Below are 13,523 nucleotides of genomic sequence, written 5' to 3'. Positions count from 1 at the left end.
AAGTGCTTTATGAGCTTTTAGAAGCGTTTATGCGTGTCTGCGCAGATTTATGAGGCTTACCGGCGTCTTATGCGTCTTTGAAACCATTTATGCGTGATTCCGGTGAATTATGCGTAATTGGGACCGTTTATGCGTATTTGTAGTGAATTTATGCGTTTTAAAATAGACACTTAGGATTGCAGCGAAAGGCGGCGACTCCTGGGGGATTAGCACGAGCTGAAGACCCTGGACTGAGCGAACGCCGTTACGAAGAACGGCGTTTGCGAGCAAAAGCGCAGCGTTGCGAGCACTTGCGCGAGGGAAGCGGCTGAAGCCGTGCCCCCCGGAAAGCGTCCGCCTGTAGCGGAAATCCGTATTTAAATTACTATTTAAGAGGAGGAATATATAATGACTGAAACAACAACAAAGGATTTCATCCGCGGAGGAGCATTCCTCATCGAGGACATCGACGCATCACGCGTATTCACACCAGAAGACTTCTCAGACGAACAAAAAATGATCGCGAAAACAACAGAGGACTATGTGAAAAACGAAGTCCTTCCAGTCGTGGAAAACTTAGAAAAACATGAATTCGAACACTCTGTAAAACTATTGAAATCCGCAGGAGACCTCGGCCTTCTCGGTGCAGACGTACCTGAAGAATACGACGGCCTCGGCCTTGATAAAATCTCATCAGCGTTGATCGCTGAAAAAATGTCCGTAGCGGGCGGCTTCTCCATCACTCACGGAGCGCACGTCGGAATCGGTACATTGCCAATCGTCCTTTTCGGTAATGAAGAACAGAAGAAAAAGTATTTGCCGAACTCCGTATCCGGCGATAAAATTTCCGCGTACGCATTGACTGAGCCAGGCTCCGGATCAGACGCACTTGGTGCAAAAACAACTGCAAAATTGAACGAAGCCGGCACTCACTACGTCCTGAACGGTGAAAAGCAATGGATCACAAACGCAGGATTCGCAGACGTATTCGTCGTTTATGCAAAAGTCGATGGCGATAAATTCTCGGCATTCATCGTTGAAAGAGAATTCCCAGGCGTTTCTGTCGGGGCAGAAGAGAAGAAGATGGGTATCAAGTCATCTTCAACTCGTACATTGATTTTGGAAGATGCACAAGTTCCTGTTGAAAACCTGTTAGGGGAAATCGGAAGAGGCCATGTCATCGCATTTAACATTTTGAACATCGGCCGTTATAAATTAGGTGTCGGCACTATCGGCGGTTCCAAACGCGCTCTTGAATTGGCAATCACGTATGCAAACCAGCGCCAACAATTCAAGACGCCAATCTCTTCATTCAATCTAACGAAGGAAAAGCTTGCAACGATGGCTTCTAAGCTATATGCGACGGAGAGCTTGATCTACCGTACAGTCGGATACTTTGAAGAACGCAACAGCCAAATGACGGCTGAGCAGCAAAAAGATGGGAAGGCGGTAGCGGCATCAATTGCAGAATACGCGATTGAATGCTCCATCAATAAAGTTGTCGGCTCCGAAGTTCTTGACTATATCGCCGATGAAGCGGTCCAATTGCACGGCGGCTATGGCTTCATGCAAGAATACGAAGTGGAGCGCATTTACCGCGACTCACGCATCAACCGTATTTTCGAAGGAACAAATGAAATCAACCGTCTGATCGTTCCTGGTACGTTCTTGAAAAAAGCAATGAAAGGCGAATTGCCATTGCTTCAACAGGCACAAAGCTTGCAGGAAGAGCTTCTTATGATGATGCCTGAAGAAATCGGGGACGAAGCATTGGCTCAAGAAAAAGTGCTCGTGAAAAATGCGAAGAAAATCGGCTTGCTAGCAGCTGGAATGGCCGCACAACGCTTCGGCACGAAGCTCGAAGCAGAGCAGGAAGTCCTAGTAAACATCGCTGATATTGCAAACAACGTCTTCGCTATGGAATCCGCATTGCTCCGTACGGAAAAAGCGGTTGCTAAAAATGGTGAAGAGAAAGAGAAGCAAAAGATCTTGTACACGGAAATCTTCTGTCAGGAAGCGTTCGAAGCAATTGAAAAGGACGCGAAGGAGACACTTCTTGCTTCCGTTGAGGGCGATAACCAACGGATGATGCTTTCCGCATTACGCAAATTGACGCGTTCGAATCCATACAACATCATCGCGAAAAAACGCGAAGCATCCGTCAAATTGATTGACGCAGAAAAATACATCGTTTGATTACACACACCGCCCTGGATTTATCCCGGGCGGCTTCTCTGTTATACTTAGGTAAAATGGAGGTGTTGCGAATTGTCTTTAACATACTACGGATATCCGAAATGCGGAACTTGCAGGAAAGCGAAAAAGTGGTTGGAAAACGCGGAGTTGGAATTCAAAGAGGTCAACATCGTTGAAAATCCACCGACTAAAGAGGAACTTCAACAAATGATCGGAAACTCCAACCTGGACATTAAGAAGTTCTTCAATGTGAGCGGAATGAAATACCGTGAGTTGAATTTGAAGGACAAGCTGCCTGGAATGACGGATGCTGAAAAGGTCGAACTGTTATCTACGGACGGCATGCTTATCAAAAGACCGATTGTTACGGATGGCTCAAATGTGACTGTCGGCTTCAAGGAAGAAACGTATGAGGAAGTTTGGGGAGCGTAATATACTTTCTTGTCTTTAGCTTCCGAATATGTCAAAATTGAATGGAAATCAATAAATGCATACTTAATGGAGGGGTACGGGATGAACACACCTAAAGAATTTCGTTATTCAGAAGAGCACGAATGGGTAAAGGATGAGAGCGGAAAGTATCGAATCGGTATTACACATTTTGCGCAATCCGAACTTGGCGATATTGTTTTCGTTGAATTGCCGCAAGTTGGAGATGAAGTTAAAGCAGATGAGCCATTCGGAAGTGTTGAATCAGTGAAAACTGTATCTGAACTATATGCTCCGATCAGCGGTAAAGTCGTCGAAGTGAACGAAGAATTGGAAGACAGCCCTGAATTGGTGAATGAATCTCCATTTGAAGGTGCTTGGATGATCGTTGTGGAAGCATCAGACGAAGCTGAGCTAGATGCACTCATGTCAGCTGAAGACTATGACAAAATGACTGTCGGCGAGTAAGTAAATGAAGTGGCGCTTGGACCAAACTCCGGCGCTTTTTTCAATGTTTCAAAGAAGGAGAGACGTGGAAATGGATTGTCCTAAAATCCTCATCGTCGAAGGCGGTTCGGACCGGAAAAGATTACAAAAGGTGCTGGCGGAGCCGGTTGAGATCATTTGTACGAATGGGACAGTGAGTCCGTATCGGATCGATGAGATGCTTATGCCTTATGAGGATTGTGACCTGTTCGTTTTTCTGGATGCCGATGAATCCGGAGAGAAGATCCGGACTTTATTCAAAAGGGATTATCCTGAAGCGATCCACCTTTATACAGAGCGGGTTTACCGCCAAGTTGAAACGACTCCATACAGAGTGCTTGCAGCCATACTCCTCTCCGAAAACTTTGATGTGCATCCCGAATTTTTACTATGAAGGTGATGAAGAGTGGCCACTATTGAGAATTGGACACGTGCGCAATGGGAAGACAGCAAAAATGTTTATCCCGAATCAATATTTTATTTATACACACCAATGTGCGGAACCTGTGCGGTTGCTTCAAAAATGATGGAAGTCATTGCTGCCATGAAACCGGATCTGCCCATTGGGAAGGCTGACTTGAATTATGTGGAGGATCTCGCTGTTGATTATGAAATTGAAAGCGTCCCTTGTTTATTAATTCAGAAGGATGGGGAGATTGTCCATAAAATTTACGCTTTCCAGTCGATTCCGCATCTTCTTGAGAAAATAGATTGACATACCTCAGAAGTTCATGATATAAGTATATCTATTAACTTTAACTGAATATGTCGCTCTTATAAAGAGAGGTGGAGGGAAGTGCCCTATGAAGCCCGGCAACCGTCACGAATGTGAAATGGTGCCAAATCACGCAAAGCATTTGCTTTGAGAGATGAGAGATCGGATTGACGTTTTTTTGAATATAACGTTTCAGCCTTTCTGCTTGTCTGCAGAAAGGCTTTTATTATGGAAAAGATCGTGTAGAGGTGATAGTGATGATTCAATTGATAGACGTCAAAAAAAGTTTTGGCCGGCTGAACGATGAAATCCTGGCGGTGGATAATGTTTCCCTTACGATCGAAGAGGGTGAAATCTTCGGTATCATCGGTTATAGCGGTGCCGGAAAAAGTACGTTGATCCGCCTTTTGAATGGGCTTGAAACTCCGACGACGGGAACAATAAAAATTGGAAACCGTGAAATATCGGCATTCACAGGCAAAGAACTGCGTGAAGCAAGGCAAAAAATCAGTATGATTTTTCAACATTTCAATTTACTTTGGTCCCGTACGGTCAAGCAGAACATAGCATTTCCTCTTGAAATCGCGGGAGTGAAAAAAGCGGAGCGAGAACGGAAGGTGGCCGAACTAATCGAACTCGTCGGACTAAGCGGCAGGGAGAATGCCTATCCATCCGAGCTTTCCGGTGGTCAAAAGCAACGTGTCGGTATTGCGCGGGCGTTGGCGAATGATCCTGAAGTTCTTCTCTGCGATGAGGCGACTTCCGCGCTTGACCCGGAAACGACAGATGCCATCCTTGATCTGTTGACAAGCATTAATGAACGGCTCGGATTGACGATTGTTCTAATAACACATGAAATGCATGTCATCCGGAAGATCTGTCATCGTGTGGCGGTTATGGAAGCCGGAAAAGTCGTGGAAATCGGTCCTGTGTTGGACGTGTTCCAGTCACCGCAAGCTCCGATTACAAAGCGGTTCGTTTCCCAAGTGACGGAACCCGAGGGAACCGAACAGGCACTTGCCCATTTGCCTGGGGGCACACTCATAAAACTAATCTTTGTCGGGGAACGGACGGAGCAGCCCGTATTGGCGAGTTTGATCCGACAATTTGAGATCGACGTGAATATTGTCCAAGGGAATATATCCCACACGAAAGGCGGCGCTTACGGCTCGCTCATTTTACAGCTTGTCGGTATAGAGAAAGATATTGACGGGGCGATTGCCTATCTACATGAACAAGGTGTACAGACAGAGGTGATTGGCAATGATTGAGAATTTATTACCACACGTCAATTGGGATAAAATGTGGGAAGCGACTATTGAAACGTTATATATGACAGGGCTCTCCACTCTATATACATTCGTATTCGGACTGGTTCTTGGCATACTTTTATTCTTATCAAGCCCCGGCCAGCTATGGAGAAACAGATTGGTATACGGCGTCACTGGAGCATTCGTTAATATATTCCGCTCCATTCCTTTCATCATTTTAATTATCCTGATTATCCCGTTCACGACGTTGCTCGTTGGAACGATCCGTGGTCCGGAAGCGGCCATCCCGGCCCTTGTCATTGGAGCAGCACCGTTTTATGCGAGAATGGTCATGATCGGCCTTCGTGAAATAGACAGAGGTGTTATCGAAGCAGCAAGATCGATGGGTGCTAAAACAAGTACGATTATCTTCAAAGTCTTGCTGCCTGAATCGATGCCTGCCCTTATTTCAGGGCTTACAGTAACTTCGATCGCACTTGTCGGATATACGGCAATGGCCGGAGTCATCGGTGCGGGAGGGCTCGGAAACCTTGCATACTATGAAGGATTCCAACGAAGCCGGACTGACGTGATGATTGTCGCAACTATTATTATTTTGATTGTCGTATTTGCAATCCAGATCATCGGCGACTTTGCGGTGAAGAAATTGGACAAGCGATAATTTGCAGGAGTGTCCTGTTAATTATAAATATCATCTAAGAATGGGGAGAGAAATCATGAAGAAGGTATTATCTGCACTACTATTGACGGTTCTCGTGCTTGCTTTGGCAGCTTGCGGGACAAAAGATAAAGAAGATGGGGCTAGCGGAAGCAAGAATGCTGATGGCGGCAATAAGGAATCGACGAAAATCGTAGTCGGCGCTTCCAATACACCGCATGCCGGCATTTTGGAAAAAGTGAAGCCGTTGTTGAAGGAAAAAGGAATCGACTTGGAAATTGAAACATACCAGGAATATATATTGCCTAACAAGGACTTGGAATCAGGTGTATTGGATGCGAACTACTTCCAAACCATTCCTTACTTGGAAAGTCAAATTGCTGATTTCGACTACGACTTTGTCAATGCGGGAGGAATCCATATCGAACCGATGGGTGTTTATTCGAAGGAATATAAATCATTAGATGAATTGCCAGACGGTGCAACAGTCCTTATGAGCAACTCAGTTTCGGATCATGGCCGTGTACTTGAAATGCTTGAGGAAAATGGCTTGATCACACTTGCTGAGGGTGTAGATAAAGTGAAAGCAGAACTTACAGATATTGTGGACAATCCGAAAAACCTGAAGTTTGAACCGGATTACGAAGCAGCATTGCTTCCAACTCTTTACAATAATAATGAAGGCGACGCAGTTTTGATCAACTCTAACTATGCAATCGATGCTGGCTTGAACCCGCTTGAAGATTCAATTGCAATTGAAAAAACGGATTCTCCTTACGTAAACGTCATTACGGTCCGTTCTGGAGATGAAGACAACGAAGCGATCAAAGCGCTTGTAGAAGTGTTGACATCCGAAGAAATTCAGGAATTTATTTTGAAAGAATGGGGCGGCTCTGTCGTTCCTGTTAACTAATTGAGTAAAGCCGTCTGTTTCCGTTTCATCGGAGACAGGCGTTTTTTGTCCTCCATAAAGTAGTAAAACCCATAAAGGTGTTCCCATTTATTCTTCACTATGGTAAAGTGGGTTTGTTGTTTTTTTAAACATTTGTACTTTTGAGGAGGACATTTTATGAAGAGGAAGATAGGCCTTATATGGCGAATCATTATCGCCATAGGGCTTGCGGTGGGCATTGGTTTGTTGCTCCCAGAAATACATGAAGGTTTTGCGCATTGGTTCACTAGGTTATTTGCGACGTTCAATATGATTTTCGGCGGTTTTCTAAACTTTGTTGTACCGTTTATTATCATTGCATTTATTGCACCTGGAATAGCAAAGCTTGGTAGCGGATCTGGTAAATTGTTAGGATTGGCTACTGTGCTCGCATATGCTTCTACGATTGCAGCAGGGATTATGGCATTTTTGGCTGCAACGACAATCTTGCCTAAATTCATTGGCGGCATTGGCTCTCAATCTGTTGAAAACGCTGGGAAATCCGCGGCCATAACATTCTTCGAACTTGAAATGACACCCGTAATGGGCGTCATGTCTGCATTGCTGCTCGCTTTCATTTTCGGTATCGGAATGGCATCCATCAACAGCAAAACGATGCTGTCATTCTTTGAAGAATTGAATACCCTTATTGAAAAAGTTATTTCATTCGTCATCATTCCGTTATTACCATTCCATATCTTTGGTATTTTCCTTAACATGACGTACAGCGGACAAGTGGCGAAAGTGTTGTCGGTCTTCTCACTCGTATTCGTCATGGTCATCGCACTACATATCATCATGTTGATGATTCAATATACAATCGCCGGAACACTTTCGAAGAAAAATCCGTTCTTCCTCATGAAAACAATGGCGCCTGCCTATATGACGGCACTCGGAACGCAATCATCGGCTGCTACAATTCCCGTAACGCTGCAACAAGCGAAGAAGACAGGGGCATCCGAGAAAGTGACGGACTTCACAGTACCGTTATTCGCAACGATCCACTTATCCGGAAGTACGATTACGCTAGTATCCTGCTCCATCGGCGTCCTGCTCATGAACGGCATGCCATTCAGCTTCTCGGACTATCTGCCATTCATCCTCATGCTCGGCGTAACGATGATCGCAGCACCTGGAGTTCCAGGAGGGGCAGTTATGGCGGCAGTAGGCCTGCTCAGCACAATGCTAGGATTCGATGAATCAATGGTCGCATTGATGATTGCACTCTACATGGCGCAAGACAGTTTCGGCACAGCCACCAACGTAACCGGCGACGGAGCCCTAGCCATGATCGTTGACCGCCTCACTCCAAAAGTGAAAGGCGTAGAAACGGAATAACTTAAAAAGTAGAAGGAGGAATATTAAAATTCCCTGCCTTCTATTTTTTATTTATAAATAAAGCCATATTCATTGATTCTCAGTAAGCAGCCGATAATTGAAAATGGGTTTCATTTCAAACAAACTAACAAAACGTTGTAATACTCATATTTTCCCCATAAAACGATAATAATTCTTAATGATTTGCAACAACGTGCAGAATGAGCTAAAATTAGAATGATACTAAATAGAGAATGGTTTACCCCGTTCATCTTTATCATATTGGAGGTATTGGAATGGCAACTTTGGAAATCAAAGACCTTCACGTAGAAATTGAAGGTAAGGAAATATTGAAAGGCGTCAACCTAACAATCAATACAGGTGAGATCCATGCGATCATGGGACCTAACGGAACCGGTAAATCGACACTTGCATCAGCAATCATGGGCCACCCAAAATATGAGGTGACTTCCGGATCTGTCTTGCTTGATGGCGAAGATGTCCTTGAAATGGAAGTGGATGAGCGCGCTAAAGCGGGACTTTTCCTTGCAATGCAATACCCGAGTGAAATTAATGGAGTAACGAACGCGGACTTCATGCGCTCTGCAATCAATGCGCGCCGTGAAGAAGGCGATGAAATATCCCTTATGAAATTCATCCGTGAATTGGACAGTAAGATGGACGTCCTTGAAATGGATCAAGATATGGCGACTCGTTATTTGAACGAAGGATTCTCCGGCGGAGAGAAAAAACGCAATGAAATCCTTCAATTGATGATGCTGCAGCCGAAATTTGCAGTACTTGATGAAATTGACTCCGGTCTCGACATCGATGCATTGAAAGTCGTTTCAAAAGGAATCAATGAAATGCGCGGAGAAGGATTCGGATGCCTGATCATCACTCACTACCAACGCCTTCTCGACTACATCACGCCTGACTTTGTCCACGTTATGATGCAGGGCAGAGTTGTTAAATCCGGCGGAGCAGAGCTTGCGAAACAGCTTGAAGAGGCTGGTTATGATTGGATTAAGGAAGAATTAGGAATCGAAGATGAAACAGTAGGACAAGAAGCATAAGAAAGGGGACGATTCAAAATGACGGTTGAAACAAAAATGGCATTGACCGAACAGGACGTCCGCTCTTTCTCCGCAAACATGAATGAAGCCGATTGGATGGCAGATTTCCGCGCAGATGCGTTAGCTAAAGTGGAACAGCTTCCGATGCCAACACCAGATAAAACAAAAATCGACAAGTGGAACTTTGTTGAGTTCCCAGTACATGCAGTCGAAAGTTCGACATTCGCGACACTGGCAGACCTGCCTGCTGAAGCGAAGGAGTTGGTTAACGATGATCAACAGAACATTTATGTGCAGCATAATAATACACCTGCATTCCTTTCCCTTTCAGAGGATTTGAAAGCGAAGGGTGTTATCATGACTGATATTTTCACTGCTTCACGCGAGCATACCGATCTAATGAAGAAATATTTCATGACGGATGGCGTGAAAGTTGATGAACATAAACTAACAGCGTTGCATGCGGCACTTATTAATGGCGGCGTATTCGTCTATGTGCCGAAAGGCGTTGAAATCGCAGAACCGCTTCAAGTTCTGTTTTTACATGACGACGCTCAAGCATCCCTCTTCAACCATGTCATCGTCGTAGCTGAGGCGAACAGCTCTTTGACATACGTGGAAAACTATCTGTCTACAGTCGAAGAGGCTGCAGGACAGGCCAATATCGTTGCGGAAGTATTCGCAGGCGATAACGCGAAAGTCATCTATGGCGCAGTAGACGTCCTTGCTAAAGGATTTACGACATACGTCAACCGCCGCGGAGTAGCTGGAGCGCAAAGCCGTATCGAATGGGCGTTAGGATTGATGAACGACAGCGATACGATTTCTGAAAACATAACGCATCTCGTCGGAAACGGCTCTTCAAGTGATATGAAGACTGTCGTTGTCGGCCGAGGAAGCCAAAGGCAGAACTTCACATCTGAAATCGTCCACTGGGGACTTGATACAGATGCATTCATCTTAAAGCACGGTGTAATGAAGGAGTCTGCTTCATCTATCTTTAACGGTATCGGCAGAATTGCAAAAGGTGCTACAAGATCGAACGCTGTCCAAGAGTCACGGATTTTGATGCTAAGTGAAAAAGCCCGTGGAGATGCGAATCCGATCCTATTGATCGATGAGGACGATGTGACTGCCGGTCACGCAGCGTCGGTTGGCCGTGTAGATCCGCTTCAATTGTTCTACTTGATGAGCCGTGGAATTTCTCAACAGGAAGCAGAACGCCTTGTCATCCATGGTTTCCTTGCACCTGTAGTTAGCAAATTGCCGATCGAAGGTGTCAAGAAGCAATTGACGGAGGTTATTGAAAGGAAAGTGCGCTAATGCTCAGCAAAGACATCCGCAAACATTTCCCGATACTTGACCAGGAAATCAACGGGCACCCGCTCGTCTATTTAGACAGTGCCGCGACTTCACAAAAGCCGCGGCAAGTCATTGAGGCAATCAATGACTATTACGCGTACGATAATGCGAACGTCCACCGAGGTGTCCATACACTTGGCAATAGGGCAACCGATCATTATGAAGGAGCTCGTGAAAAGGTCCGCAAGTTCATCAATGCGAAATCCACGCAGGAAGTGATTTTTACTCGCGGAACGACAACAGCCCTCAACATGGTAGCCCAAAGCTATGGACGTGCGAATGTCGAAGAAGGCGATGAAATCGTCATCACCCATATGGAACACCATTCCAATATTATTCCGTGGCAGCAATTGGCGAAGGAAAAAGGCGCAGTCTTGAAGTATGTCATTTTAGAAGAAGATGGCACACTCTCTCTTGACAAAGTTCGTGAAGCTGTAACTGATCGCACTAAGATCGTCTCGATCATGTATGTATCCAATGTGCTTGGTACGATGAACCCGATCAAAGAAATTACAGAGATTGCGCATGCTCATGGCGCTGTCATGGTCGTCGATGGTGCGCAGGCTGCTCCGCACTTGAAATTGGATGTCCAGTCATTGAACTGCGATTTCCTCGCTTTTTCAGGCCATAAAATGTGCGGCCCTACGGGGATTGGTGTCCTTTATGGAAAGAAAGAGTTATTGAACGAAATGGAACCGGTTGAATTCGGTGGTGAAATGATCGATTTTGTCGGTCTATACGAATCAACGTGGAAAGAGCTTCCGTGGAAATTCGAAGGAGGCACGCCGATTATTGCAGGAGCGATTGGGCTCGGTGCTGCCATCGACTTTTTGGAAGAAATCGGTTTAGATCAAATTGAAAAGCATGAACACGAGCTTGCAGGTTATGCGATGGAGAAAATGTCTTCCATGGACGGTCTGACGATCTATGGACCGCGTGATCCTGATAAACGTGCGGGCATCGTTACATTTAATCTGGATAATGTCCACCCTCATGATCTTGCCACGGTACTTGATATGAACGGAATCGCAGTGCGGGCAGGTCATCATTGTGCACAGCCGCTTATGAAATGGCTCAAATGCTCTGCGACAGCCCGTGCAAGCTTCTATGTATACAACACGGAAGAAGATGTTGACCGACTCGTAGAAGGACTCCGTATTGCAAAGGAGTATTTCCAATAATGCCTACAAATAAATTAGACCAGCTATATCGTTCAGTAATCATGGATCATTATAAAAATCCACGGAATAAAGGTGTACTGGAAGAGAACAATATCACAATCGACATGAACAATCCGACGTGCGGAGATGTCATCCATCTGACCCTCAATGTCGAAGATGGGATTGTGCAAGATGCCAAGTTCGAAGGGGAAGGCTGTTCAATCTCCATGGCATCCGCGTCAATGATGACACAAATGATCAAGAACAAAGACATCGACACGGCTGTAAAATACGCCCAAGTGTTTTCGGACATTATGCTTGGTAAAGAAATTGATGAATCCATCGATTTGGGTGATCTCGAAGCCCTTTCCGGAGTCGCCAAATTCCCTGCGCGCATCAAGTGTGCAACACTTGCATGGAAGGCTATGGAAAAAGGTCTCGGGTCAGAAGACGAGCAATAATCCGAAAACGGTTCCCGGCGATAAGTTGCATGCCGGGCAACTAGGGTAAAGCAATACAAATGTTAGAACGGAGGAATAATGATGGCTAAGAAAATGCCTGATATTGGCGATTACAAATATGGTTTCGCGGATAAAGACGTATCTGTTTTCCGTTCGGAGCGTGGGTTGACACGTGAAATAGTTGAAGAAATTTCGAGTATGAAAAATGAACCTCAATGGATGTTGGACTACCGTCTGAAATCCCTTGAAATCTTCTACAGCAAACCGATGCCTCAATGGGGCGGAGATTTAGGTTCACTGAACTTCGATGAAATCACATATTACGTAAAACCTTCCGAAGCGACAGAGCGTTCGTGGGATGAAGTGCCTGAAGAAATCAAGCGCACGTTCGACAAATTAGGTATTCCTGAAGCTGAGCAAAAATACCTTGCTGGTGTTTCTGCACAGTACGAATCCGAAGTTGTTTACCACAACATGAAGGAAGAGCTCACAGATATGGGCATCGTCTTCAAAGATACAGACTCAGCATTGCGTGAAAACGAAGAGTTGTTCAAAAAATATTGGGGAACAGTCATTCCGAACACAGATAACAAGTTCGCTGCACTGAACTCCGCTGTATGGTCTGGTGGTTCATTCATCTATGTACCGCCTGGCATCAAACTGGACACACCGCTTCAAGCTTACTTCCGTATCAACTCGGAAAACATGGGGCAATTCGAACGTACGCTGATCGTTGTAGACGAAGGCGCAAGCGTCCACTATGTTGAAGGATGTACTGCACCTGTTTACACAACGAACTCACTCCACAGTGCGGTCGTTGAAATTATCATTAAAAAAGATGCGTACTGCCGTTACACAACGATTCAAAACTGGGCAAACAACGTTTACAACCTAGTTACGAAGCGTGCAGTATGTGAAGCGAACGCAACAATGGAATGGGTCGACGGTAACATCGGTTCGAAGCTGACGATGAAATACCCTGCATGTATCCTTAAAGGTGAAGGTGCACGTGGTATGACATTGTCCATCGCTTTGGCTGGTAAAGGGCAGCACCAAGATGCAGGAGCAAAAATGATGCACTTGGCGCCGAACACGTCATCCACAATCGTTTCGAAATCGATTTCCCAACACGGTGGTAAAGTTACGTACCGTGGGATCGTCCACTTCGGCCGCCGTGCAGACGGTGCACGTGCGAATATCGAATGTGACACGCTCATCATGGATAAACTATCGACGTCCGATACGATTCCATACAACGAAATCTTCAATGACAACATTTCACTCGAGCACGAAGCGAAAGTTTCGAAAGTCTCGGAAGAGCAGCTCTTCTACTTGATGAGCCGCGGAATTCCTGAGCTTGAAGCGACTGAAATGATCGTTATGGGCTTCATCGAGCCATTCACGAAAGAATTGCCGATGGAATACGCAGTCGAAATGAACCGCTTGATTCGCTTTGAAATGGAAGGTTCAATCGGTTAATAT

General features: G+C 45.3%; 14 protein-coding genes and 1 riboswitch. All 14 genes read left to right on the top strand.

Annotated elements, in window-relative coordinates:
• Nucleotides 1-387 precede the first annotated feature (387 nt).
• The 14 genes from M3152_RS16290 (at nucleotide 388) to sufB (ending at nucleotide 13,520) form a co-directional block, all read left to right on the top strand.
• Complete coding sequence (locus M3152_RS16290; RefSeq protein WP_251696741.1) at nucleotides 388-2,175, top strand: acyl-CoA dehydrogenase family protein; 1,788 nt, start codon at nucleotides 388-390, stop codon at nucleotides 2,173-2,175.
• 72 nt (nucleotides 2,176-2,247) lie between these two features.
• Nucleotides 2,248-2,607, top strand: a complete 360-nt coding sequence (locus M3152_RS16285) for an arsenate reductase family protein (RefSeq protein WP_251696739.1) — start codon at nucleotides 2,248-2,250, stop codon at nucleotides 2,605-2,607.
• An 81-nt stretch (nucleotides 2,608-2,688) separates the two neighbouring features.
• A complete protein-coding gene (gcvH, locus tag M3152_RS16280; RefSeq protein WP_251629303.1) occupies nucleotides 2,689-3,072 on the top strand; it encodes a glycine cleavage system protein GcvH in 384 nt (127 codons plus the stop codon).
• Nucleotides 3,073-3,142: 70 nt separating this feature from the next.
• Nucleotides 3,143-3,484, top strand: coding sequence for a toprim domain-containing protein (locus tag M3152_RS16275; protein WP_251696737.1), 342 nt, complete (start codon nucleotides 3,143-3,145; stop codon nucleotides 3,482-3,484).
• Nucleotides 3,485-3,496: 12 nt separating this feature from the next.
• A complete protein-coding gene (locus M3152_RS16270) occupies nucleotides 3,497-3,805 on the top strand; it encodes a thioredoxin family protein (RefSeq protein ID WP_435371954.1) in 309 nt (102 codons plus the stop codon).
• 56 nt (nucleotides 3,806-3,861) lie between these two features.
• Nucleotides 3,862-3,966: riboswitch (SAM riboswitch) on the top strand.
• 96 nt (nucleotides 3,967-4,062) lie between these two features.
• Nucleotides 4,063-5,076 (top strand): methionine ABC transporter ATP-binding protein, encoded by a 1,014-nt coding sequence (locus tag M3152_RS16265; protein WP_251696736.1) that lies wholly within the window; start codon nucleotides 4,063-4,065, stop codon nucleotides 5,074-5,076.
• Nucleotides 5,069-5,737, top strand: coding sequence for a methionine ABC transporter permease (locus tag M3152_RS16260; protein WP_251696735.1), 669 nt, complete (start codon nucleotides 5,069-5,071; stop codon nucleotides 5,735-5,737). The genes M3152_RS16265 and M3152_RS16260 overlap by 8 nt, the downstream gene beginning before the upstream one ends.
• Nucleotides 5,738-5,792: 55 nt before the next feature.
• On the top strand, nucleotides 5,793-6,647 hold the full coding sequence (locus tag M3152_RS16255) for a MetQ/NlpA family ABC transporter substrate-binding protein (protein ID WP_251696734.1): 855 nt from the start codon (nucleotides 5,793-5,795) through the stop codon (nucleotides 6,645-6,647).
• 156 nt (nucleotides 6,648-6,803) lie between these two features.
• Nucleotides 6,804-8,003, top strand: a complete 1,200-nt coding sequence (locus tag M3152_RS16250; protein WP_251696733.1) for a dicarboxylate/amino acid:cation symporter — start codon at nucleotides 6,804-6,806, stop codon at nucleotides 8,001-8,003.
• Nucleotides 8,004-8,278: 275 nt separating this feature from the next.
• Nucleotides 8,279-9,058, top strand: coding sequence for a Fe-S cluster assembly ATPase SufC (gene sufC, locus M3152_RS16245; RefSeq protein ID WP_251696732.1), 780 nt, complete (start codon nucleotides 8,279-8,281; stop codon nucleotides 9,056-9,058).
• 18 nt (nucleotides 9,059-9,076) lie between these two features.
• Nucleotides 9,077-10,381, top strand: a complete 1,305-nt coding sequence (gene sufD, locus M3152_RS16240) for a Fe-S cluster assembly protein SufD (RefSeq protein ID WP_251696731.1) — start codon at nucleotides 9,077-9,079, stop codon at nucleotides 10,379-10,381.
• A complete protein-coding gene (locus tag M3152_RS16235) occupies nucleotides 10,381-11,601 on the top strand; it encodes a cysteine desulfurase (protein WP_251696730.1) in 1,221 nt (406 codons plus the stop codon). The genes sufD and M3152_RS16235 overlap by 1 nt, the downstream gene beginning before the upstream one ends.
• Complete coding sequence (gene sufU, locus M3152_RS16230) at nucleotides 11,601-12,041, top strand: Fe-S cluster assembly sulfur transfer protein SufU (protein WP_251696729.1); 441 nt, start codon at nucleotides 11,601-11,603, stop codon at nucleotides 12,039-12,041. The genes M3152_RS16235 and sufU overlap by 1 nt, the downstream gene beginning before the upstream one ends.
• An 81-nt stretch (nucleotides 12,042-12,122) precedes the next feature.
• Nucleotides 12,123-13,520, top strand: a complete 1,398-nt coding sequence (gene sufB / locus M3152_RS16225; protein WP_251696728.1) for a Fe-S cluster assembly protein SufB — start codon at nucleotides 12,123-12,125, stop codon at nucleotides 13,518-13,520.
• Nucleotides 13,521-13,523: the final 3 nt, after the last annotated feature.

This window comes from Sporosarcina luteola (genome assembly GCF_023715245.1).
Taxonomy (GTDB): Bacteria; Bacillota; Bacilli; order Bacillales_A; family Planococcaceae; genus Sporosarcina; species Sporosarcina luteola_C.
Note: the sequence above shows the minus strand (reverse complement) of the source record. Positions and strands in the feature narration are given on the sequence as shown.

What these genes read in the sequence shown, in the direction of transcription:
- M3152_RS16290 (WP_251696741.1), top strand. Translation starts at nt 388, where the DNA reads ATGACTGAAACAACAACAAAGGATTTCATCCGCGGAGGAGCATTCCTC.
- gcvH (WP_251629303.1), top strand. Translation starts at nt 2,689, where the DNA reads ATGAACACACCTAAAGAATTTCGTTATTCAGAAGAGCACGAATGGGTA.
- M3152_RS16275 (WP_251696737.1), top strand. Translation starts at nt 3,143, where the DNA reads ATGGATTGTCCTAAAATCCTCATCGTCGAAGGCGGTTCGGACCGGAAA.
- M3152_RS16265 (WP_251696736.1), top strand. Translation starts at nt 4,063, where the DNA reads ATGATTCAATTGATAGACGTCAAAAAAAGTTTTGGCCGGCTGAACGAT.
- M3152_RS16260 (WP_251696735.1), top strand. Translation starts at nt 5,069, where the DNA reads ATGATTGAGAATTTATTACCACACGTCAATTGGGATAAAATGTGGGAA.
- M3152_RS16255 (WP_251696734.1), top strand. Translation starts at nt 5,793, where the DNA reads ATGAAGAAGGTATTATCTGCACTACTATTGACGGTTCTCGTGCTTGCT.
- M3152_RS16250 (WP_251696733.1), top strand. Translation starts at nt 6,804, where the DNA reads ATGAAGAGGAAGATAGGCCTTATATGGCGAATCATTATCGCCATAGGG.
- sufC (WP_251696732.1), top strand. Translation starts at nt 8,279, where the DNA reads ATGGCAACTTTGGAAATCAAAGACCTTCACGTAGAAATTGAAGGTAAG.
- sufD (WP_251696731.1), top strand. Translation starts at nt 9,077, where the DNA reads ATGACGGTTGAAACAAAAATGGCATTGACCGAACAGGACGTCCGCTCT.
- M3152_RS16235 (WP_251696730.1), top strand. Translation starts at nt 10,381, where the DNA reads ATGCTCAGCAAAGACATCCGCAAACATTTCCCGATACTTGACCAGGAA.
- sufU (WP_251696729.1), top strand. Translation starts at nt 11,601, where the DNA reads ATGCCTACAAATAAATTAGACCAGCTATATCGTTCAGTAATCATGGAT.
- sufB (WP_251696728.1), top strand. Translation starts at nt 12,123, where the DNA reads ATGGCTAAGAAAATGCCTGATATTGGCGATTACAAATATGGTTTCGCG.